Source organism: Myxococcota bacterium (assembly GCA_039030075.1).
GTDB lineage: Bacteria > Myxococcota_A > UBA9160 > UBA9160 > SMWR01 > JAHEJV01.
On record JBCCEW010000002.1, the window covers coordinates 68,298 to 89,996 of the forward strand.

Here is a 21,699-nt window from a genome sequence, read left to right on the forward strand (position 1 = left end):
AGTGCGTCCGCAAGACGTCGCTCGGCGTCCGGTCGCGTGTGGAGGATCCCGGCTCTCGGGGAACCAAGGCGAGGACAGGTGCGGCTCAAGTCCCTGGAACTTCACGGGTTCAAGTCGTTCGTCGACAAGACCGTGCTCCAGTTCAAGCCCGGCATTACGGGCGTCGTCGGTCCCAACGGCTGCGGCAAGTCCAACGTCGTGGATGCGATGCGCTGGGTCATGGGTGAGCAGGCCCCGCGACGCCTGCGTGGCAAGGGCATGGAGGACGTGATCTTCGCCGGCTCCGAGGGGCGCGCCCCTGTGGGGATGGCCGAGGTCACCCTGAGCTTCGACAACAGCCAGGGCACGGCGCCGCCTGCCTTCGCGGCCTACCAGGAAATCCAGATCACGCGTCGCCTGTTCCGCTCGGGCGACTCGGAATACCTGATGAACCGCACGCCCTGCCGCCTGCGCGACGTCCAGGACTTCTTCCGGGACACGGGCATCGGCACCAAGGGCTACACGATCGTCGAGCAGGGAAAGATCGCCGAGATCGTCTCTCAGAAGGCCGAAGAGCGACGCCTGCTGATCGAGGAAGCCGCCGGCATCGGGAAGTACAAGGCCCGCCGGCGCGAGGCCGAGAGCAAGATTTCGTCGACCGAGCAGAACCTGCTGCGCGTGAACGACGTGCTCACCGAGATCAAGCGCCAGATCTCCTCGATCGAGCGCCAGGCCCGCAAGGCGGCGCGCTACAAGCGGCTGCGCGAGACCCTGCGCGTCCTCGAGCTGTCGCTCGCGTCCGACGACCGACGCGAACTCGTCACCGCGATGGAGGAGGCCCAGGGCGGCCTCCAGCAGCGCCGCGACGCCGTGACCGCGTTCGAGACCCAGCTCGCCGAGCGCGAACTCGGCGTGCAGCAGAAGCGCCTCGAGCTCGGCGAGTGCGAGCAGGTGCTCACCCAGGGCAGCGAGTCGCTGCTGGCCCTGCGCGGCGAGATCAAGGAGTGCGAGGGCCAGATCGAGTACGGCCGTCGTGAGCGCGAATCGCTGGCCGAACTGGTCGAGGCGCGTCGCACCGAGCTCTCCGAACTCGGCGAACAGCGCGCCACCCACGATCGGGAACTGGCCCAGCTCGACGCCGAGCTGGCCGCCGTCGAGCAGGCCGTCGAGTCCGGGGCCGCGTCGCTCGCCGAAGCCGAGGGATCGGTGCGCACGGCGCGCGGTGGGCAGCAGGAGTTGGAGCGCGAGCGAGAGACCGCGAATACCGCGCTCGTCGGCGTGCTGACCGCGATCGCGCGGGGCGAAGACCGGCTGGCCTACGTGGAAGACCGCACCGCCGAGCTCGAGTCGCGCCTGCGCAGCGCCGACGAGGTGCTCGAGGTGGGGCAGGGCGAAGCGTCGCGGGCCGACACCGAGCAGCACCGCCTCGAGGAAGGGCTGCGCAACCTGCTCGCCGAGCGCGACCGCATGATGGGTGCGGTCCGCAACGCCCTCGACACCCACGCGAAGGCCGTCGAGACCGAGCGTCAGACCGATGGCGCCCTGCGGACCCTGCGCGAGGAGAGCGAAGCGAAGCGCGCGCGCCTGACCTCGTTGCGTGAGGTGCTCGAGCGTGGCGACGACGTCGCGGCGGGCACGCGCCACCTGCTCGAGCGCGACGAAGGAACCCGCACCCGGTTGGGACTGCGCGGCCTGGTGCGTGACTTCCTCGAGGCCGATCGCGAGATCGAGCGTGCCGTCGAGGCCGCGCTCGCCGATCGCGCCGAGGCGGTGGTGGTCGACACGCCGACCGGCGCCCTGTCGGCCCTGGAGATGCTGCGCGAGAGCCGCGCGGGGCGCGCCGTGTTCGTGGCCCAGCGTGCGGCCGGTGCCGAGCCGGCCGGCTTCGTGCCGATGGGGACGGCGCTCCTCGATCAGGTGCGGCCGCGATCCGGCAGCGAAGACCTGGTGCGCGCTCTGCTCACCGGGGTGTACCTGGTGGACGATCTCGCCGAGCCGCTGCGCGTCTACGGCCAGGGCCGCATCCCGGCCACCTTCGTCACCGCCGAGGGCGACCTGCTTGCACCCGACGGCGTGGTTCGCGGCGGTGCCGGAGGCGTCGGCGGACATCTCGCGCGCACGCGCGAAGTCCGCGAGCTCGACGCCGAGGTGACGCGCCTCGAGACCGACGTCGCGGCCGCGGCCAGCGCGCACCACGCGGCGCGAGAAGCGCTCGCCACCGCGAGCGACGAGCTCGAGAACCTGCGCAACCGGCACCACACCGCCGCTCTGGCCGTCGCCAATCACGAGAAGGATCTCGAGCGGACCCGCGAGCGGGTGAAGGCGATCGGCGAGGTCCAGGAGGGTCGGGTCAGTGAGCGCTCCGAGCTGCTCGCCGAACTCGAGTCGCTGCGCGACGAAGGCACGCGCCTCACGCGCACCCTCGAGGACACCCGCAACGATCGCGGTGAGCGCCAGCGCGCGCTGGATGCCCTGGCGCTGAAACTCGGATCGTCGGCCCGCGAGGTATCTCGCCTCGAAGGCGTCGCCACCGAGCGCCGCGTCGAACACAGTGGCCGCGCCGAACAGCGCGATCGGCTGCGCGGCTCCCGCGAGCGCACCCTCGCGTCGCTCACGGAAGCGCGCACCTGGATCCAGCGGCGCGAGACCGAGATCGGCGAAGCCGACGCGCGCCGCGAACAGCTCGCCACCACCATCGAAGCGGCCCGCGGCAAGCTCGAGGGATCCCTGCAGCAAGAGGAGCGTGCCCGCGCCGGCCACGACGAGAAGCGCGAGGCCTTCGAGCGGGTGTCCGGCGAAGTCCAGGAGCTCGAAGAAACCGTGCGCGAGCTGCGTGCCGAGATCGCCCGGGAGCGCGAGGCGCTGTCTCAGGCCGAACTGGGCCTGCGCGAGAGCGAGCTCAAGCTGAGCCACCTGGACGAGTCGATCCAGGAAAAGTGGGGCGTGGCGCTCGCCACCTGGGAGCCGCCGGTGGCCGATCCGGAGCCCGAAGGCGAGGCGCCGACGGAGCCTACGAGCGAAGTGGCGCCGATGCCGGCGCCGGCCGATGCCACCGCGCCCGCCGAGGCGGCGAACCCGGAGGCCGGTGCCGAAGCCGAAGAGCCGTCCCCCGACGCGGCGAAGGACGCGCGCGCGAACGCGTTGCTCGCCCAGGCGCCGGCGGCCGAGCGCCGGGAGAAGCTCACCGAAGTCCGGAAGAAGCTGCAGTCACTCGGCGAAGTGAACCTGGGCGCGATCGAGGAACACGAAGAGCTGAACGAGCGCTTCCGCTTCCTTTCGGATCAGAAGACCGACCTCGAGAACACGCTCACCTCGCTGCGCGACGCGATTGCGCGGATCAACCGCACCAGTCGACGTCGTTTCCGAGAGACCTTCGAGGCGATCAGCAAACGCTTCTCCGAGAACTTCCCGCGGCTCTTCCGCGGCGGGCGCGCGAGCCTCGCGCTCACCGACAGCGAGGACGTGCTCGAAGCGGGGATCGACATCATGGCGATGCCGCCGGGGAAGCGGCTCCAGAACGTGAACCTGCTCTCGGGCGGCGAGAAGACGCTCACCGCGATCGCGCTGCTCGTCGCGGTCTTCCAGGTGCGTCCGTCGCCGTTCTTCCTGCTCGACGAGGTCGATGCGGCGCTCGACGACGCGAATGTGGGCCGCTTCAACGAGATCGTCACCGAGCTCTCGGCCGACTCCCAGTTCGTCCTGATCACCCACAACAAGCGCACGATCGAGGTGTCGGACGTGCTCTACGGGGTGACGATGGAACGCAAGGGCGTCTCGAAGCTCGTCGCCGTCGAGATGCACTGAGCCCGCGCGAGCGGTTCAGGTCGTCTTGCCCATGCGCACCAGGCGCAGCAGGAAGGGCAGGCTCACGGCGACGCAGACGAGTTCCGAGACGCCGGCGACGCCGAAGGCCACCCGGTAGCCCTGGGCCCAGCCGGCGCTCGCCGCGACGCTCTCGCTCACCCAGCCGCCGACCAGCGGCCCGATGATGAAGCCCAGGGACCCGGCCGCGTTGAACGCGCCCATCGACGTCGTGCGGACGGCCTCGGGCGTGGCGTCGGAGGTGATCAGCAGACTCGGTACGAACATCACCGCCGAGACGACGCCGAGGCCGAGCATCAAGAAGGGCAGAACGGGCGCCGGGCAGAAGCCGACCGCGATCGTGGCGACGCCGTAGATCGCGCTGCCGATTGCGATCATGCCGACGCGCGAGACGCGCTCGGACAGCCGGCCGAAGGGGTAGGAGAGCAGGGCGAAGGGCAGCATGAAGAGCGCCATCTGCAGGCCGATCTGGGGTGGTGACAGCCCGTGGATGCGAGACAGGAACAAGGAGAAGGTCGTCGTATAGAAGCCGACGGTGAAGCGGTCGGCGAAGGCGAAGGCGAGGGGTGCCAGCAGCAGTCGGTGTTCCCGGATCGTGGCCAAGATTTCGCCGAGGCCCGGGCGTCGCTCGTCGCCCTGCACCTCGCGAAGCACGACCGCGGCGACGCACGCGGCCAACGCCACCAGCGCGCCCCCGACGTAGAGCGGGACCAGGGCATTCTCGGCGCCGATCACACCACCGAGGGGCGCGCCCAGCGCGACGCCGAGCGTGATTCCGCCGCCGACGAGGCCCATCACGCGACCGCGCTGCTCCGCGTCGCGCGCGTTGCTCGCGAGCCCGAGCAGCAGGGAGAGGGCGATGATGTGGGTACATCCCTCGGCGAAGCGCAGCGCCAGGAAGACCGGGAACGTGACGTCGAGGGTCAGCGCGAAGAAGAGCAGCGCGTCGAGCGCGAGCGCACTGACGATGAAGGGAACGCGCCGGCCGAAGCGATCGGCTGCCGCGCCTGCCAGGGGTGCCGCCAGGAACGCACCGATCATGTTGATCGACATGAACAGTGAGGTGAGGAACTCGGAGACCGCGAAGCGCTCCTGGACGAGGCCCCGCAACACGGTCACGGGCAGGGTGACCGGTACCAACATCAGCACCGCGAGGACTGCGAGCCACGCGATGCGCCGCCCTGCGTAGGGCGACGCGGCGGCGGTCGGCGAATGGGGTGGGGCGTCGGTGCGGACGGACATGCACAGGCCTCGGACGCCGCGGAGCATAGGCAATCGGGAATGGTATGTTCCGCGCCCTCATGGAAGCCTTCCTCGACGCGTTCAGCTCCTGGGCCCTCGCGCACCCGATCGGTGTGATCGGTGTCGGCGCCGTGGTGCCCCTCCTGGTATGGGGGCTCGGCAGCCTCTTCGGCTCCCAGGAGGGCTGGGGCGAAGGCGTCTACGATGACGCCGCGTCACCGGCACCGCCCGCGACCCGCGCTCCGGTCGTCGAGGCCGAGGGCCAGCCCGCGGTCGCACCCGAGCCCGTCGCAGCGCCGGTCGAGAGTGCACCCGAGCCGGTCGCTGCGCCCGAGCCCACGCCCGCACCGGTTCCCGAGCCCGAGCCCGCACCGGTTCCCGAGCCCGAGCCCCAACCGACTCCCGAACCAGAACCGGTGGTGGCGCCGGAGCCGCCGCCTCCCGCGCGGCTGCGCGATCGGCTGCGGCGCACCAGCGATGCGCTCGTCGGCGGGCTCGGGAAGATCCTCGGTGGAGGCAGCGTCGACGACGATCTGCTCGACCAGCTCGAGCAACTGCTCTTCGACGCCGACCTCGGCGTGCAGACCGCCGATGAGCTCCTCGAGCGCGTGCGTCGCGAAGGGCGGGGGGGGGACGCTTCGGCGGTGCGCGGAATCCTGCGCGAGGCGATCGCCGAGAAGCTGCGCCGGGTCCAGGGGGACCCGGGTCTCACGGTCGGTGCCCAGCCCCACGTGATTCTCGTGCTCGGCGTGAACGGCTCGGGGAAGACGACCACGATCGGCAAGCTCGCCGCGCGCTACGCGGGCGCCGGCCACAGCGTGCTGCTCGGTGCGGGCGATACCTTCCGCGCCGCGGCGATCGAGCAGCTGCAGGTCTGGGGCGAGCGTGTGGGATGTGAAGTGATCGCCGGCACGCCGGGGGGAGACCCGTCCGCGGTGGCCTTCGACACGGTGAAGGCCGCGGTGGCCCGCAAGGTCGACGTCGCGATCATCGACACGGCCGGACGGCTCCAGACGAAGAAGCCCCTGATGGAGCAGCTGGCGAAACTCACGCGCGTGATCGGTCGTGATCTCGAGGGGGCGCCCCACGAGACGCTGCTGGTGCTCGATTCGAACACGGGCCAGAACGCGATCAGCCAGGCGAAGCTCTTCACCGAAGTGGCTCCGGTCACCGGACTCGTGCTCACGAAGCTCGACGGCACGGCACGCGGCGGGGTGATCGTCGGCCTCGCGGACGCCTTCGCGATTCCCGTTCGCTACGTCGGCGTGGGCGAGGGCGTCGAGGACTTGCGCGACTTCGACTCGGAAGAGTTCGTCGACGCGCTCTTCGATGCGTAGGACTGCGACGCCTCGGCGCTGCGACTACTTGATCGCGAGCGGGTTGATCGGTGAGCCCACCGCACCGGTGATCGGCAGCGGCGGGGCCGAGAACAGGAACGCGTAGCGTCCGTCCTCGGCGCAGGCCTGGGCCACCCGTTCGAGCTGGAAGATCTCGCCCAGGAGCAGCCCCATGTCGCGCAGGGCGATCATGTGCAGCGGCATGAAGCAGTCGGGCGTCTCATGGGGAATCACCTCGACGCAGTAGGTGTCGGTCGCGACCGCGGCGACCTGACGCTCGTGGAGCCAGCGCGCGCAGCGCATCGAAAGCCCGGGCGTGTCGCCGCCGCAGTAGCCCTCCCACGAGCCCGCTTCGAGGCAGCGCATCATCTGGCCGGTCCGTACCAACAGGATGTCGCCGGTCTCGACGGTCACCCCCGACGCCTCGGCGCATGCGTCGAGCTCCTCGGGCAGGATCGCGGTGCCCGGCTCGAGCCAGGGCACGTCCTGGTGGCGCGGCAGGTCGAGCAGCACGCCGCGCCCCACGACGCCGTCCGCGAACTGCTGGATCGCGTTCTTCGCCGCGCCACGGCTCGTGACCTCGCTGGCGGCATAGCCGTTGTAGAGCTTGCCGTCGTAGGAGACGTGGGCGAGAGCATCCCACTGGGTGCCGCATTGGAGCGGCATGATCACGGCGTCGTCGGCGTAGCGGAAGCCGCCGGGGATGCGGTCCTGGGCGCCGGCCAGGGCGTCGCCACCGTCCGAGAGCATGTAGTGGATCGGGTTGTGGCGGGGGCCGCGACCGGTCTGGGGACCCCGCTGGTCGAAGGGGAGGGCACACGAGAACACCTCGCCGCTGCGCGGCAGGTGGGTCGCCGCGAGCACGCGATCGGGCGTGATGAAGTTGAGCGTGCCGCGCTGATCGTCCTCGCCCCAGCGTCCCCAGTTCGAGAACTGGCGACCCCAGTCGCGGACGGTGGTCGCATCGAGGGGCGCGGCCACTAGCCGTCTACCGCCGTTTTCGCGGTCACGGCGCCTCCGCCAGTCGCGCTTCGACCCGCGGGACGTCCTCGGGGACGTCGACGGCCACGCTCTCCCAGCCTTCGACCACAGCGCACTGGATGGCGTGACCGTTCTCCAGCGCGCGCAGCTGCTCGAGCCCTTCGGCACGCTCGGCCGGCGTAGGTGGAAGGTCGGCGTACGCCAGCAGGAAATCGCGTCGATACGCGTAGAGCCCGACGTGCTGCCAGAGTGTCGGGTCGGGCTGGCCCGCGCGCACGTGGGGGATCGCGTTGCGACTGAAGTAGAGCGCGCGTCCCTGGCCGTCGAGCACCACCTTCACCCGGTTGGGATCGTCTCGGAAGGCCGGGTCGAGCGCGTGCACCACCGTCGCCATCGGGGCGTCCGGGGCGCGCTCCAAGGCCTCGACGGCGGCGTCGATCACGAAGCCCTCGATCAGCGGCTCGTCGCCCTGCACGTTGATGACGAGGTCCGTCTCCAGCTGCCGCGCCACCTCGGCGATGCGGTCGGTGCCGCTCGGGTGGTCGTCGCGGGTCATCACCACGTCGGCCCCGAAGGCGCGGCACGCGTCGGCGATGCGGGCATCGTCGGTCGCGATCACCACGCGCGAGAGGCGCTTCGCCGTGCGGGCCCCTTCCCAGACGCGCTGGATCATCGGGCGGCCGGCGATCGGGGCCAGGGGCTTGCCCGGGAAGCGGGAGGCGCCGTAGCGCGACGGAATCACGCCCACCGCTTGCATGACGCCATGCTACCCGAAGGGTACCTTCCCCGCAGACATGGCCCCCTCCCCCCGCGGCCCCGTCGTCACCGTCTCGTCGAACAAGGGCGGGGTGGGCAAGACGACCCTGGCCACCAACCTCGCGATCTACGCGCGCGCGCTGAACGAAGACCTGCCCGTGCTGCTCGTCGGACTCGACGACCAGGGCACGATCGATCGCATGTTCGGCCTGCGACCGCCCCAACCGGGGGACGGGAACCTGAAGCATGGGTGGGCCGAGCGCAGCTTGCGCAGCACCCTGCAGCTCGGGCAGTACGGCGTGCACTTCGTGCCTTCGCCGCCGGACCTGTCGATGCTCAAGGTGCGTGCCGGTGACGACAAGACCCTGGCTCGCATCCTCGAGCAGACCGCCTGGCCCGGGCTCGTGATTCTCGACACCAAGAGCGACCTCGAAGCCCTCACCCAGAACGCCTACCAGGCGGCCGATCGGATCCTGGTCCCGATCGCCGATTGGGCGTCCCTCGAAGAGGCCGCGAAGATCTTCCGGCTGCTCGAGCGGATCGGCGTCGGCGCCGATCGCGCTCGGGTCGTGTTCACGCTGGTCGATCGTCGCAGCCGCGTCGGCGGGACCGACGGCGGCACGCTCTTCCGAAGGCTCTGCGACGAAGTCCTGCGCCGGGGGTGGCGCTACTGCAAGACGCCGCTCTCGCGCAGCCCGCGGGTCGAGAGCCTGAATTCGGCGGGCAGCAAACCGCTCTCGATCCTGCACCACGCGAAGGGCACCGCGGTCCACGGGCAGCTCCGCGAGGTGACCAGCGAGGTGCTGGCCGATCTGGGCCTCGCGGATCGGCTGGATCTCGCACCCGACGAGGTGAGAGGCACGCCCGACGGGGGAGGGGGCGGATCCGAGGACGAACTCTGGGGAGCCGACCCCGAACGCGCTACCCGTCCCGCCGCGGCGGGGACGTCCCGCTGGGTCGCACCCTGGCGCCGCTGACCGGAGCTTCGACGGCGGCCCCGCAACGCACCTTCCCCTTCTCCCCATCCCAGTCTCGTGGGGCCAATCTCGTGGAGGATCGATGAGCACGTTCGGAATCGCAGTGGGTGGGGGCCCGGCACCCGGGATCAACGGCGTGATCGGCGCCGCGGCGACGCGCGCGCTGCGACTCGGCCATCGGGTGCTCGGCATCATGGACGGTTTCTCACACGTGATGGAAGGCGACACGAGCCACGTCCGCGATCTGTCGCTGGGCGACGTCGCGCGCATCCATCTCGAGGGTGGCTCGATCCTGCACACGTCACGCGCGAACCCGACGAAGCAGCAGGCGCACCTCGACGCGGTGGTGAAGTCGCTGGACACGCTGGGTATCGACCACCTGATCACGATCGGCGGCGACGACACCGCGTCTTCGTCGAACCGGGTGGCCGAGGCGGCCCAGGGGCGTATCAAGGTCGTCCATGTGCCGAAGACGATCGACAACGACCTGCCGCTACCCGACGGCGTACCGACCTTCGGCTTCGAGACGGCCCGCGAGCACGGCACGACGGTGGTCGAGCGCATCGCGATGGACATGAACACCACGAACCGCTGGTTCTTCATCGTGATGATGGGCCGCTCGGCGGGCCACCTGGCCCTCGGTGCGGGGAAGGCGGCGGGCGCGCCGATCACCCTGATCCCGGAAGAGTTTCCGAACGCTCCGATCGCGATCGACGACGTGGTGCGCACGCTCGAGGGCGCGATCGTGAAGCGGCTCGCCTCCGGGCGGCCGGACGGCGTCGCGATCATCGCGGAGGGCGTCGCGTCGGCGATGGACCCGGCCGACCCGCTGCTCGCAGGCGTGCCCCGCGACGAGCACGGCCACATTCGACTCGCCGAGGTTCCGCTGGCGCGCGTGCTGCGAACCGCCGTCGCCGACTCCCTCGCCGCGCGCGGCGTGAAGGTGACGATCGGCGAGAAGGACGTGGGCTACGAGCTGCGCTGCGGCTACCCGACGGCCTTCGATCGCGACTACACCCGCGATCTCGGGGTGGGCGCCGTGGACACGCTGCTCGCCGGCAACTCGGCCGTGCTCATTACCCGGCAGGCCGGGAAGATCGTGCCGGTGCCGTTCCAGAGCATCATCGATCCGGCCACCAACAAGTCGCGTGTGCGGGGCGTCGACATCCAGTCCGATTCCTACCAGAACGCCCTCGCGCTCCAGGAACGGGTCACCGCCGACGATCTGGCCGATCCCACCACCCTCGCCGCCATCGCCGCCGCCGGCGGGCTGACGCCGGACGAGGCGAAGGAACGCTACAAGCCGCTGTGATTCGATTCGGCCCGGCGCGACGCGCGTGAGCGCGCCGACGCCTCCCGCTCGTCGCAACCCGATCTGGATTCCGCCCTTCCTGGGTCGGGTGCCGGCAGAGGTGAACGACGCCCAGCTGCGGATTCTCGGCGCGGTCGCCTTCGCGATCTACTTCGAGAACTACGACCAGGCGATGCTCACCCAGGCGATCAAACAGATCGCCGCGAGCTTCGCGCTGGCCGAGGCCGAGATCGGCAACCTGTTGGGCTGGGTGCGGCTCGGCGCCGTACCGGCGATCCTGCTGTTGCCGCTCGCGGATCGCTTCGGGCGCCGCCGGATGTTCCTGCTCTCGGTGTTCGGCATGAGCGCCGCGACCACGCTCTCGGCCTTCGCACCGGACGCGACGGTCTTCGTGGCGTTCCAGATGTTCTCACGGCTCTGCATGGTGATCGGAGCGGCCACCGCCTACGTGATCGTGGCCGAGGAGCTGCACGCGGAGCACCGGGGCTGGGGCATCGGCATTCTCGGGGCGCTCGGCGCTTTCGGCGTGGGTCTGTCGGCGCTCATCTTTGCGGCGATCGACGTGCTGCCCTTCGGCTGGCGCGCGATGTACCTGGTCGGCGTCGTGCCGCTCCTGGTGTTGCCGATCCTGCGCCGCAACGTCCCGGAGACCGCGCGCTTCGGGGCCGAGGCCGAAGCCGCCGCCCAGAGCGCGTGGTGGCGGCCGCTCTACGACCTGGTGCGCGTCTTCCCGGGGCGCGCTGCGGCAATCGCGGTGATCGGCGGCAGCTCGGTGGGCGCCATCGCGGCGGCGTACAACTACTCGGCCTACTTCGTCCAACAGGATCACGGCTGGGCGCCCGGGCAGTACTCGGCGATGCTGCTCGTCGCCGGGGTCATCGGCGTGCTGGGTCACCCGATCGCCGGTCGCCTCGCCGATCGATTCGGCCGACGGCCCATCGGCTGCCTGTTCTTCGCGGCGTTCCCGGCGCTGGCCATCGGGTTCTACGTGGTTCCGTCGGTCTGGTTGCCCGCGCTCTGGATCCCGATGTCGTTCAGCATGATGGGCGGTCTGACGATCGCGCGGGCCCTGGCGACCGAGCTGTTTCCGACCGCCTTCCGCGGGACGTCGTCGGGGCTCCTGCAACTCGTCGACACGTTGGGATCGGCGGCCGCCCTGTTCCTGGTGTCCGCGCTCACCGAGCGCTTTGGCGGCGCCATTCCGGCGGTGCGCGCCGTGGTCTGGGTGTCGCTGCTGGCGGCCGTGGTCGTGTGGATGGTGCCCGAAACGAGTCGCCGCGAACTCGAACAGATCAGCGGCGACGAGCCGCCGAAGTCTGGTTGACTTCACTCCCCCGGTGTGCGAGACCGCTCTCCGGGGGGTGAGCTTCTTCTCCTCCTGTGAAGAAGAGATGCTCCGTGCAGGAAGTGACTCGACCCGAGGGGGGCGAGAAGAGTCTCGAGCGCCAGATCCGCGCCTTCCACTGGATTCGGATGCTGGCCGAGTTGCCCCACCGCAAGGCGGGTAGCGCCGGGGAGCGCGAGGCCGGCGAGCGCGTCGAAGCCTGGCTGCGAGACCTCGGCCTCGAAGAGATCGAGCGCCCCAAGGCGCCGTCACGGCCACATCCGGGTTGGAACCTGGCGCTGCACCTGGGGCTCGCGGCCCTCGGCAGCTGGCTCGGCGGATGGTCCGGGCTGGCGCTCGTCGCGGCGGCCACTCTCTCGCTGTGGCGGGAGACACGCACCGGGCGGCCGGGGCTGTCGCGTTGGATCCCGCGTCGCGCGACCCACAACGTGGTGGCGCGCGTCGGCGCCGACCGCCCGAGGCGGCGCGTGGTCTTGACCGCAACACTCGACGCGCCGACCCCGGGGCGTCTGTTCGAACGCCGTTTCGGAAGTCGACTCGACCCGAGCGTCGGCGCGGCCCGGTCGGCGGTCGTGCCGATCGCGCTGCTGGCCGTCACCAGCGCGGTGGCCGCATCCGCGGCGCTCGGGGCCGACGGCGGGGCGATTGCGGTCGCGCGGTTCCTGGTGGGTGGACTGTGCGCGATCGGCAGCCTCGGCGGTCTCGAGTGGGCGCGCGCCGCCAGCACACCCGGTGCAGCCGACAACGCCGCTGGCATCGCCGCCATGCTCACGGCGACCGAACAGCTCGCGGCCCAGCTGCCTCCCGATGTCGAGTTGTGGTGTGCGGCGGCGGGCGCGAGTCAGGTCGGGAGCGCGGGGGCCCAGGCGCTGCTCGCCGCTCACCCCGAGTGGCTGTCGGATCGCACGGCCTTCGTGCACTTCGAGGGGCTGGGCGCGGGGGAGCTGCACTGGGTGCAGAGCGAGGGCGGGTTCGAGGCGGTCGCCTATCCGCCGATGCTCACCGAGCTCGCACGCCGGGTCAGCGCGAGTGATGCGTACGGCGTCGTGAAGCCTGGAACGCTCTCCACCGACACCGACGGGCAGGTGTTCGCGCGGGCGGGAGCGCAGGTGCTGACGCTCACGACCCTCCTGCCCGCGATCGATCCGGCGAGGCCGCGCGAGCGCGACGACCTGCCGGAGCACGTCGACACCGAGCTGGTGGTGCGCGCGGCCGACTTCGGCTGCTGCGTCGTCTCGGCCTATCTGCGCGGCGATGCGGAGCCCCTCGCCTACGTCTGAGGGCGACGCGTCTCCGGTTCGCGTCCCGACCGGGGTGCTCCCGGCGCCGGAGGCAGCACCGCTGCCCGAAGCGCCGCCGCTGCGGCGCATGCTCGGGCCGAGCATCGTCCTGGTCGGACTCTCGATCGGCAGCGGCGAGTTCGTGCTCTGGCCCCGGCTCACCGCCGAGTGGGGGTTCGTGCTCTTCTGGGCGTGCTGGGTCGGCGTGACGCTCCAGTTCTTTCTCAACATGGAGATCGAGCGTTGGACCCTGGCCACCGGCGAGAGCGCGGTGATCGGGTTCGTGCGTCTGCACCGGGCGCTCGCGCCGGTCTTCTTCGTCTGCGCGACGGTTCCCTGGGTGTGGCCCGGCTGGGCCACCGGCGCGGCCACCCTCGTCTCGTGGGAGTTCGGGGGCAGCGTCCCCTGGATGGCGGCTGCCAGCCTGGTGCTGTGCGGGGTGGTCCTGTCCGTCGGTCCGGTCGTGTACCGCACCGTCGAGACGATCCAGCTGGTGCTGGTCGGGATCATCGCCGTGGCCGCCGTGGTGCTCGCGCTGGCCGTCGTCGAGGGGTCCCACGTGGCAGCGCTCGCCGACGGCGCCTGGCGGGTCGGGACCGTCCCCGACGGCGTGCACTGGCCGATGCTCCTCGGGGCGCTGGCCTTCGCCGGGGTCGGGGGCACGGGCAACCTCACCCAGTCCAACTACGTGAAGGACAAGGGCTACGGCATGGGCGCCTACATCGGGCGCATCACCAGCCCGCTCACCGGCCGCGACGAGGCGACCGGGGTGGTGGGCCGCGTCATCGGCGGCAGCGACGAGGATTTCGCGCGCTGGCGGGTGTGGTGGCGCCGTACGAACCTCGAGCACTTCTGCTCCTTCTACGTGCTCGCGCTGGGTACGCTCGCGCTCTTCTGTCTGCTCGCCGCGGCGCTCCTCGAGCCGGGCGCGCCGGTGGGCGCCGAGTTCGACTTCCTGGACGCCGAGGCGAGCGCGATCGGTGAGCGCTTCGGCGAGGCCGGCCGCCTCGGCTTCCTGTTCCTCGGTGTCGCCGTGCTCTTCTCGACCGAGCTGGCGCTGCTCGACTCGGTGGCCCGGGTGTCGTCGGACGTGCTGGCCTTCTGGCTCGAAAGACGGGTCGCGGCGTCGCGGCTCTACTTCGCAGCGGTCTGGACCCTGATCGCCTTCGGGATCTTCGTGCTCATCCTCGGCTTCGATCAGCCTCTCACGCTGATCGTGCTCTCGGCCGCGCTCAACGGCATCGTGATGTTCGTGTACTCGGGGCTGCTCTTGGTTCTCAACACCACGAGCCTACGCCCGCCGCTGCGTCCTTCGCCGCTGCGGATCGGGGCGCTCGTCCTGACCTTCCTCTTCTTCGGCTACTTCAGCGTCGTGACGCTGGTGGATCGCCTCGGCGGCTCATGATCGACCTGCTGCGCAAAACCGGCGCCGCGCTCTCGCGGTTCACCGAGCGCTGGGTGCCCGATTCGTGGGTGATCTGCATGCTGCTCACGGTGGTCGCCTTCGCTCTGGCGATCGGCGGCGCCGGAGTGGGCGTCGAGGCGTCGGTGCTCGCCTGGGGCGACGGCGTCTGGGTCCTCCTGACCCTTGCCATGCAGTTCACGCTCGCGATGGTGGCGGCGCATGCCTGCGTCACGTCGCGTCCCGTGTTCGCGCTCCTCGATCGCCTGGCGGCGCTGCCCGATCCCGAGCGTCCGGCCCAGGCGGTGCTCCTCGCGGGCGTCTTCTCGCTCGTCACGGGCTACCTCAACTGGGCGCTCTGCCTGGTGTCGTGCGCGCTCTTCGTGCCCTTCATTGCGCGACGCAACCCGAACACCGACATCCGCGTGCTGATCGCCGGCGCGTACCTGGGGCTCGGAACCGTCTGGCATGGCGGGCTGTCGGGCTCGGCTCCGCTGATCCTGGCCACGCCGGGCAACCCGCTGCTCGAGCCGAGCCGCGGCGCCGCGGTGGTCGATCGCTTGTACCCCGTGACCGAGACGCTCTTCGCGCCGTTCAACCTCGCGTTCCTGGTGGTGATCGGTCTCACCGGGCTCGTCGTGGCGGTGCTGCTGCACCCGCGCGAAGGCGCCGTCACGCTCTCGCCGGCGCAGGTCGATGCGATCCTGCCGGCGCCGCCCGAAGAGCCGCCCGCCCCGACGACCCCCGCCGAACGCCTCGAGTCGTTCCGCGGCTGGGTGTGGCTCGCCGCGCTGCTGCTCGCGTACCCGCTCGGCTACGCCATCTGGAAGCACGGCTTCGGCACCTCGTGGACGATCAACGCGTACAACGCCGTGTTCCTGGTCGCCGCGCTGCTCCTCCACGGCCGGCCGGTCTCCTTCCTGCGGGCCTGCCGCCAGGGCGTCGACGCCGCCTGGGGCATCATCATCCAGTTCCCGTTCTACGCCGGGATCTTCGGTCTGATGCAGAACACCGAGCTCGGTACCTGGATCGGCGATCTCTTCGCGACCTTCGGCTCGGAAGGCAGCTACCCGTTCATCGTCTACGTCTACTCGGGTCTGATGAACCTCTTCGTGCCCTCGGCGGGTTCGAAGTGGTTGATCGAGGCGCCGTACCTCATCCCGGCCGGCGTCGAACTCGATGTGTCCGTCGTGACCGTGCTGCTCGCCTACGCCTACGGCGACTCCACGACGAACCTGATCCAGCCCTTCTTCGCGATCCCGATCCTCTCGGTGACGCGACTGCGCTTCGGCGACGTGGTCGGGTACACGTTCCTGATCGCGCTGGCCTGCTTCGCGGTCGCGACGCTGGCCATGCTCTGGATCCCGCCGCGGCTCTAGGCGAGTTCCCTCGCGACCGCGCTCTCGACGGCGGTACCGGCGAAGAAGTCCGGGTTCGTGGCGGTGAAGAGCGACGCCGCGTTCGAGAAGGTGAAGCGGCGGAAGTCCTCGGGGCTCATGTTCCCGTCGTCGACGGCCTCGTGGGCTTCGAGCAGCACGCAGCGCATGTCGGGCACGTCCCAGTGTCCGATGTCCGAGCTGAAGATCGCCTGCAGGCGCGCGCCGAGCGGGTTCGTCTTGGTGTCGAAGGCGAGTGCGTTCATCGGGTCGTCGGCCTCGCAGCCGAAGTAGAACTGGTCGGCGAAGACGCGGCGGACGTCTTCGGGCTTCTCGATGGCCGCGTGTCGGAACTCGTCGAGGGTCGCCGGGTCTTCCTCGGGGTCGGAGAGGACGGCGAGCCCCTCGCCCAGGCGGTCGAGATGGCGGCGGAAGGCCTCGGGCGCGTGCTTCTCGAAGAGCGCCTTCATCTCCCCGCGGTCGATGCGCGACGGGTCGAGTCCGCCGAGCGCGTGGGCGCCGCGCTTCTCGAAGTGGCCGAGCATGTCCGAGTAGAGGTTCGCGCCCCAGGCCGCGCCCCCTTCGAGGAAGGCGAAGGGAAGGGTGGGGAAGCGATGGGGCACCCCCGCCAGGAACAGGGACCGACAGGTGGTCTCGCCGGCCACGGCGAAGTTGCCCAGGTGGTTGAAGACATAGCTCGTGAGCGACGCGCGGCTCGGCCAGCCCATGCCACTGGAGTGGAAGGTAGGGGAGATCCCGAGGTCGAGGCAGCGCTGCCAGACCGCGTCGTAGGCGTCGGGTTCGTCCGGGCCGAAACTGTCGATCCAGCGGGCCACGCGCGATTCGTTCTTCCCGGGCAGCGGCCGGTGGACGTGGCCTTCGAGCACGGCGGCCCGCAGGCCCAGGCCGTGGGCGTACTCGAGCTCCTCCACCGCCTCTTCGGGCGTATGCATCGGAATGACCGCGACGGGAGCGAGTCGCTCGCGATGGGACGCGAAGGCGTCGGCGTAGTAGTGGTTGAACGCGCGACACACCGCGCGACGCGCATCCGCATCTTCGATCGCCGTGATCATCAGTCCGAGGGTCGGATACACCAGCGCAAAGTCGATGCCGAGCTCGGGCAGGCGCTCGTCGAGCAGGCTCGGCAGCATGCTGGTCGCGCGGTCGAGGGTGTTCTCGGCGGGAAGGGCCCACCAGCTCATGCGGTACATGCCGAGCGCGCGCCGCGTCTCGAGGTCGAGCGTGCGCGCCAACTTCGGCGCCGCGAGGAAGCCATCGATGACCTCCGCTGCCGACTCCCCTCCGAGGCGCACGATCTGCTCGCGCACGGCGGGCATGAACTCGATGATGTGGCCGTCCCCATCGATGATGGGGTGATCCAGGCCGGCGCGGATGCGCTCGAGGGCGCGCGGGTCGAACGTGGTCATGGCTTCCTCCCCGGCCAGTCTACTCCTGGACGGGGTGGGAACGGGAAGCCTTGGGCGGCCCGCCGGACTAGAGGCGGATGCGCGGGCGGGAGCGCCGACCGTTGAGGCTGTGGAGTGCCGCGCCCATCACCATCCCGACGGTCAGGATGCCGGCCCCTGTGATCCACTCGGGCCAGCGCGCGCCAGCCTTCAGCTCGAGGTTCTCGCGCGTGAGGGTCTCGATCTCGGCGCGTTGGCCGGCGTCGGTGCCCGCCAGCTCGGCGTTGGTCGTCTCGAGCTCCTTCACGCGCTCGGTCAGGCCCGTGAACTGGGAGCGAAACTCGGCCGTCTCGGATTCGGACTTCGCGAGACGCAGCCCGGCAGTGGGCTCTTCCTGGAGGAAGCCCTCGGGTATCCAGCCCTCGCCGAGTTCCTTCACCCGCACCTTGGTCCAGCCGTTGCGCGACGGCGCGAGCACGGTGACCTCGTCTCCCGAGGTGACGACGCCCTTGATCCGGAACTGGGTACCCGCCCCGCTGCGCAGGTTGAGCCGCAGCTCGTCCTTGACCCACGCCTGCTGGGCCGTTGCCGGCGCCGCGAAGAGCAAACCGATTCCCACGGCGATCCACAGAAGGGTGGAAAGGTGGAAGGGGTGGGTGACCCGTGCGGGGTGCGCCCCCTCTTGGGTTGCCACTTCCCGACCCTGGGCTCGCTGCCGCATTCGTCTCGACCCCCTTGCATCGGCGAGGCGCCGGGGAGTCGCACACGTTCCGCGCACAGCCGAAACGCCCCACCCCCGCGTTCGCTCATCGCGTGCCGTCAGCATGGCTCCCCGGGTAGGACTCGAACCTACGACCCAGCGGTTAACAGCCGCTTGCTCTGCCAGCTGAGCTACCGGGGAATGCTGTCGGGCGGGGGGATTCTAGAGGCTGGGGGCGGGATTTCAACGAACGGCGCGCCCGGCTCGGGCACCGTGACCTCCACCGGCCGAGACGGCGGGGCGGACTCCCCATCCTCCCTCTCCAGCACGATCACGTACCGGTAGTGGCGTCCTGGGACGACCTCTCGGTCCAGGTGCTCGGAATCGCGGGTGGTCGCCGTCTCCTCTCCCCAAGGCCAGCTCGACCGCTCGATGCGGGCCCGGACGAACCCTTCGGCGGGTCGCGGATTCCACTGGAGCCGCACGCCGCCGGCACTGGCCGTGGCCAGCCATTCGTAGCCGAGGGATTCGGCGATCACGGGCTCCGAGGGGCGGCTCTCCAGGCCGTCCTGATCCACGGCCACCAGGGCGTAGGCGACGGTCTCTCCGGCACCGACCTCGGTGTCCAGGGCCTCCGTGGTCTGGGCTCCGACCGAGATCACGGGCTCGGGGCCTTCCTCGCCGCGCCAGCGGAGCAAGCGATAGAGCAGCAGGTCGCTCTCGACGTTCGGCTGCCAGCGCAGCGCGATCGTGCCCAGGCGCCGCTCGACGATCTCCAGACCCACGGGCGGCAGGGGCTCGGGTTTCGTGACCGCGCGGAGCACTTCGCTGGGCAGCCCGGTCTGGCCACCCAGGTTGCGGGACGACACGCGGTAGTAGAGGACGCGCAGGTTGCCGAGACCGGTGTCGAGCAGGTGGGTGTTGTGCCGTCCGTCGAGCTCGGTCACCAGCTGGAAGGGCCCATCGGGGCGCGGGCTGCGCTCGACCCGGTAACCCGACACGACGGGATCGTTGGAGGCCTCCCACACGAGGGGGATGGAGCGGGGTTGCCGGCTGTAGGCCCGCAGGTCGGTGGGCGGGGCCGGGAGCTCGGCCGTGGTGCCGACGGCGATCTCCGAGGCACGGGCGGCCACGCGCCCATCGTGGGCGTAGGAGCGGAGTCGGTAGTAGCGCGCGATGCCGTCGCCGAGCGGGCGGTCGGCTTCGCCTCGGTCGACCCAGGCCAAGACGCCGCGGTCGGTCAGGATCTCGCGCAGCAGGAAGGGACCGTCGGGGGCGTCGCTGCTCTCGACCAGATAGCCCGCGACATCCGGGCGCAGGACCGGGTCCCAGCGCAGCGGGATCTCCCGGTACTGGCCGCTCGTGCCGACGACGCTGCCCGGCGGCGGCAGATCGGCGGGGGGCTGGTAGAGCAGGGTGGGAGGCGGGTCCTCGAGCGACTCCTCGTCCTCCCAGCCGAACCAAGCGCCTGGGTCCCAAGAGAACGCTTCGGTGTCGAGGACCGGCGTCGCGCACCCCACCACGGCCAGGCACAGGAGCCCGGCGAATCCGCGCAGCCCGCCGCGCACTAACTGCCTGCTTCGGGTTGGGCCCGAATCCGTTCGAGGTTCGCGAGCTGGTCCTCGGCGCGCGCGATGTAGGCCTGGATGCGCTCGTTGCGCGGGTCCATCACCAGCGCGCGGCGCCACAGGTCGAGCGCGGTCTCGAGCTCCTCGTCGCGGAACGCCAGGCGGCCGGCTTCGACCAGCGATTCGACCTGGGCCGCCTGGGTATCGCCGATGCGCTCACGACGCCGTCGGCGGTCTTCCGCGATGTCGGCGCGCAGCTGGCGCTGCTCGCTGAGGTAGCTCGTCTCGAAGGGGTCGAGCTTGCGCAGCCGCTCGAGCGTGGCCCGTGCATTGCCCAGGTCGCCTCGGCCGCGCACCTGGCGGAAGGTCTCGAGGAGGGCCGTGCGCTGTCGCTCGACTTCGCGCGCCAGCCCTTGCACGTGGGCGAGGGTGGCGGTGTCGTCGGGTCGCAGCGCAAGCGCGAGTCGGTAGTCGAGCAGTGCTTCGGCGAGACGTCCCTCCGCTTCGAGCGTGCGCGCACGTTCGAGGTAGCCGTCGGTGAGCTCGGTGCGTTCGGCCTCGACGGCTGCGATGCGGTCCGCGAATGCGACCGGATCGGTGGTCCGCCAATGATCGAGCGCGCCCGCGAGGTCACCTTCGCGGACCATGCGTTCCCCGATGTCCGGGGGCGACGCGCAGGCGAGCGTCGATAGCAGGCAACCCCACGCCAGTCGCTTCATGCGCGCGCGACCCGGCTCTCGGTGCCGGTGCTGCGCAAGGGAGTCAGCTCGACCGAGTAGACGTGCACCGGCTCTTCGCGCCCCGAGAGCTGGCGCTCGCCTTCGAACCGCAGGCGGGCGGCGCCGCGCACGGCGCGCTGAACGGCCTCGGACACCAGGATCTCTCCGGGGCGGGCCAGCTTTTCCAGGCGGTGGGCGACGTTCACGGCGTCGCCGATGGCGGTGAAGTCGGTGCGGCGGTCGGAGCCGATGTTGCCGACGACCACGCTGCCCGAGTGGATCCCGATGCCGATCGACATCGGCACCCGGGCGTCGTCGGGCGTGGCGGCGAGCTGAAGGTTGCGGCGCTCGACCGCCCGCGCGATCTCGATCGCCGCGGTCACCGCCCGCAGCGAGTGGTCGGCCTGGGGGACGGGCGCGCCGAAATACGCCATCACCGAGTCGCCGATGAACTTGTCGATGGTGCCGCCGGCGCCCAGGATGATGTCCGAGATCAGCTGGAAGCACTCGTTCAGGAGGCCGACGACCTGGTGGGCCGCCATGCCTTCCGAGAGGCGCGTGAACTGGCGGATGTCGACGAAGAGGATCGTGACGTCGCGCTCGGTGCCGGCCTTCTTCTGGTCGGCGTCGCTCTGCAGCAGCTGGTCGAGGACGTAGTCGTCGACGTAGCGACCGAAGGCCTGCTGGATCTTCTGCTTCTGCTCGAGCGAGTCGCCCATCTCGTTGAAGGCGCGCGTCAGCTCCCCGACCTCGTCGCGCGAAGTCGGCGGGACGCGCACCGTGACGTCACCGGCGGCGAGTCGTTCGACGCCGACGCGGAGTCGACGCAGGGGCCCGACCAGCAGCGCGACGAAGCCCGTGCCGGCGAGCACGCCGACGACGACCACCACCACCGCGACCGCCGCGAGCTGTTGGGTGTTGCTGGCGACGACGGGGTCCACGAGCACCTGCAGGTCGAACTCGACCTGCGCCTCGCCGATCCGGACGTCGCTGTAGAGCACGGGCGCCGCCACCGAAAGGCGTCGCCCACTGCGCCCGATCGCCATGAGTTCGCCGGCGGCCAGGTCCGTCGCGCGGGGTTCGCCCGGTGAGCCGCGCTCGGCGGGGTCGCGCGAGGCGACGACCGAGCCGTCGCGGCCCAGCAGCCGGACTGCGATCACGCCTTCGCTGTCCGAGACCTCCTGGATCAGTCGTTCCAGGGACAACTCGGGGTCGAAGTCACCGCCTCCGGTGTCGAGCAGGGGCTCCTTCGCGGCGCCGGCGAGGCTCGACGCCAACGCCCGTCCCCGCTTCTCGACCTCGGCTTCGAGCGCTTGGCGTTCGTGTTGCGTCGCCAGGACCGCGAGCCCGACACAGGCCGTCACCAGCAGCGCAACGACCAGAGCACTGAACTTGACCTGTAGCGATCGCAAGAGGGGGCCTCTGCGGTGGCGGGGGTTCACCGCGCAATCGAATAGGGCCGCCGCCTTCCCGCGGGATGATATCCGAGGTGCTGGG

General features: G+C 70.6%; 16 protein-coding genes and 1 tRNA gene. 8 read left to right on the plus strand and 9 right to left on the minus strand.

Features of this window, described 5'->3' with window-relative positions; genetic code table 11:
- Window positions 1–78 precede the first annotated feature (78 nt).
- Window positions 79–3,783 carry a chromosome segregation protein SMC gene (smc, locus tag AAF430_02080; GenBank protein MEM7409008.1) on the plus strand — a complete coding sequence of 1,235 codons (3,705 nt, stop codon included), beginning with the start codon at window positions 79–81 and terminating at the stop codon, window positions 3,781–3,783.
- Between the two features lie 15 nt (window positions 3,784–3,798).
- Here smc and AAF430_02085 read toward each other — a convergent pair whose 3' ends face one another.
- The gene (locus AAF430_02085; protein ID MEM7409009.1) at window positions 3,799–5,043 is read right to left on the minus strand and encodes an MFS transporter; all 1,245 of its coding nucleotides are present in this window, start codon (window positions 5,041–5,043) and stop codon (window positions 3,799–3,801) included.
- 59 nt (window positions 5,044–5,102) lie between these two features.
- On the opposite strand from AAF430_02085, the gene ftsY reads away from it, so the two are divergent.
- The gene (ftsY, locus tag AAF430_02090; GenBank protein ID MEM7409010.1) at window positions 5,103–6,380 is read left to right on the plus strand and encodes a signal recognition particle-docking protein FtsY; all 1,278 of its coding nucleotides are present in this window, start codon (window positions 5,103–5,105) and stop codon (window positions 6,378–6,380) included.
- Between the two features lie 24 nt (window positions 6,381–6,404).
- Here the strand turns inward: ftsY and AAF430_02095 are convergent, their stop codons facing one another.
- Together AAF430_02095 and kdsB are read right to left on the minus strand one after the other, a co-directional pair.
- Window positions 6,405–7,361: a cyclase family protein gene (locus tag AAF430_02095; GenBank protein MEM7409011.1), complete on the minus strand. Its 957-nt coding sequence runs from the start codon at window positions 7,359–7,361 to the stop codon at window positions 6,405–6,407.
- A gap of 25 nt (window positions 7,362–7,386) precedes the next feature.
- Window positions 7,387–8,118, minus strand: coding sequence for a 3-deoxy-manno-octulosonate cytidylyltransferase (kdsB, locus tag AAF430_02100; GenBank protein MEM7409012.1), 732 nt, complete (start codon window positions 8,116–8,118; stop codon window positions 7,387–7,389).
- A 37-nt stretch (window positions 8,119–8,155) separates the two neighbouring features.
- On the opposite strand from kdsB, the gene AAF430_02105 reads away from it, so the two are divergent.
- From AAF430_02105 to AAF430_02130, 6 genes are all read left to right on the plus strand, one after another.
- Window positions 8,156–9,094, plus strand: a complete 939-nt coding sequence (locus AAF430_02105) for a ParA family protein (GenBank protein ID MEM7409013.1) — start codon at window positions 8,156–8,158, stop codon at window positions 9,092–9,094.
- 82 nt (window positions 9,095–9,176) lie between these two features.
- Window positions 9,177–10,406 carry a 6-phosphofructokinase gene (locus tag AAF430_02110; protein MEM7409014.1) on the plus strand — a complete coding sequence of 410 codons (1,230 nt, stop codon included), beginning with the start codon at window positions 9,177–9,179 and terminating at the stop codon, window positions 10,404–10,406.
- Between the two features lie 25 nt (window positions 10,407–10,431).
- Entirely contained in the window at window positions 10,432–11,730 is a 1,299-nt protein-coding gene (locus AAF430_02115; protein MEM7409015.1) for an MFS transporter, read from the plus strand.
- Between the two features lie 74 nt (window positions 11,731–11,804).
- Entirely contained in the window at window positions 11,805–13,031 is a 1,227-nt protein-coding gene (locus tag AAF430_02120) for a M28 family peptidase (GenBank protein MEM7409016.1), read from the plus strand.
- Between the two features lie 34 nt (window positions 13,032–13,065).
- Window positions 13,066–14,436: an Nramp family divalent metal transporter gene (locus AAF430_02125; protein MEM7409017.1), complete on the plus strand. Its 1,371-nt coding sequence runs from the start codon at window positions 13,066–13,068 to the stop codon at window positions 14,434–14,436.
- Window positions 14,433–15,812 (plus strand): TIGR00366 family protein, encoded by a 1,380-nt coding sequence (locus AAF430_02130; GenBank protein MEM7409018.1) that lies wholly within the window; start codon window positions 14,433–14,435, stop codon window positions 15,810–15,812. The genes AAF430_02125 and AAF430_02130 overlap by 4 nt, the downstream gene beginning before the upstream one ends.
- On the opposite strand, the gene AAF430_02135 is transcribed toward AAF430_02130, so the two are convergent.
- The 6 genes from AAF430_02135 to AAF430_02160 all read right to left on the minus strand — a co-directional run bounded on the left by AAF430_02135 (window position 15,809) and on the right by AAF430_02160 (window position 21,614).
- Window positions 15,809–17,236, minus strand: a complete 1,428-nt coding sequence (locus tag AAF430_02135; GenBank protein ID MEM7409019.1) for an amidohydrolase family protein — start codon at window positions 17,234–17,236, stop codon at window positions 15,809–15,811. The genes AAF430_02130 and AAF430_02135 overlap by 4 nt on opposite strands.
- Before the next feature lie 67 nt (window positions 17,237–17,303).
- Window positions 17,304–17,909 carry a TIGR04211 family SH3 domain-containing protein gene (locus tag AAF430_02140; protein MEM7409020.1) on the minus strand — a complete coding sequence of 202 codons (606 nt, stop codon included), beginning with the start codon at window positions 17,907–17,909 and terminating at the stop codon, window positions 17,304–17,306.
- Between the two features lie 131 nt (window positions 17,910–18,040).
- Window positions 18,041–18,116: transfer RNA gene (locus AAF430_02145), tRNA-Asn, on the minus strand.
- The gene (locus tag AAF430_02150; protein ID MEM7409021.1) at window positions 18,107–19,483 is read right to left on the minus strand and encodes a hypothetical protein; all 1,377 of its coding nucleotides are present in this window, start codon (window positions 19,481–19,483) and stop codon (window positions 18,107–18,109) included. Before AAF430_02150 ends, AAF430_02145 begins: the two co-directional genes overlap by 10 nt.
- The gene (locus tag AAF430_02155; GenBank protein MEM7409022.1) at window positions 19,483–20,202 is read right to left on the minus strand and encodes a hypothetical protein; all 720 of its coding nucleotides are present in this window, start codon (window positions 20,200–20,202) and stop codon (window positions 19,483–19,485) included. The genes AAF430_02150 and AAF430_02155 overlap by 1 nt, the downstream gene beginning before the upstream one ends.
- Window positions 20,199–21,614: an adenylate/guanylate cyclase domain-containing protein gene (locus AAF430_02160; protein ID MEM7409023.1), complete on the minus strand. Its 1,416-nt coding sequence runs from the start codon at window positions 21,612–21,614 to the stop codon at window positions 20,199–20,201. The genes AAF430_02155 and AAF430_02160 overlap by 4 nt, the downstream gene beginning before the upstream one ends.
- Window positions 21,615–21,699 lie beyond the last annotated feature (85 nt).

What these genes read in the sequence shown, in the direction of transcription:
- AAF430_02130 (MEM7409018.1), top strand. Translation starts at nt 14,433, where the DNA reads ATGATCGACCTGCTGCGCAAAACCGGCGCCGCGCTCTCGCGGTTCACC.
- AAF430_02135 (MEM7409019.1), bottom strand. Translation starts at nt 17,236, where the DNA reads ATGACCACGTTCGACCCGCGCGCCCTCGAGCGCATCCGCGCCGGCCTG.
- AAF430_02110 (MEM7409014.1), top strand. Translation starts at nt 9,177, where the DNA reads ATGAGCACGTTCGGAATCGCAGTGGGTGGGGGCCCGGCACCCGGGATC.
- kdsB (MEM7409012.1), bottom strand. Translation starts at nt 8,118, where the DNA reads ATGCAAGCGGTGGGCGTGATTCCGTCGCGCTACGGCGCCTCCCGCTTC.
- AAF430_02105 (MEM7409013.1), top strand. Translation starts at nt 8,156, where the DNA reads ATGGCCCCCTCCCCCCGCGGCCCCGTCGTCACCGTCTCGTCGAACAAG.
- ftsY (MEM7409010.1), top strand. Translation starts at nt 5,103, where the DNA reads ATGGAAGCCTTCCTCGACGCGTTCAGCTCCTGGGCCCTCGCGCACCCG.
- AAF430_02085 (MEM7409009.1), bottom strand. Translation starts at nt 5,043, where the DNA reads ATGTCCGTCCGCACCGACGCCCCACCCCATTCGCCGACCGCCGCCGCG.
- AAF430_02155 (MEM7409022.1), bottom strand. Translation starts at nt 20,202, where the DNA reads ATGAAGCGACTGGCGTGGGGTTGCCTGCTATCGACGCTCGCCTGCGCG.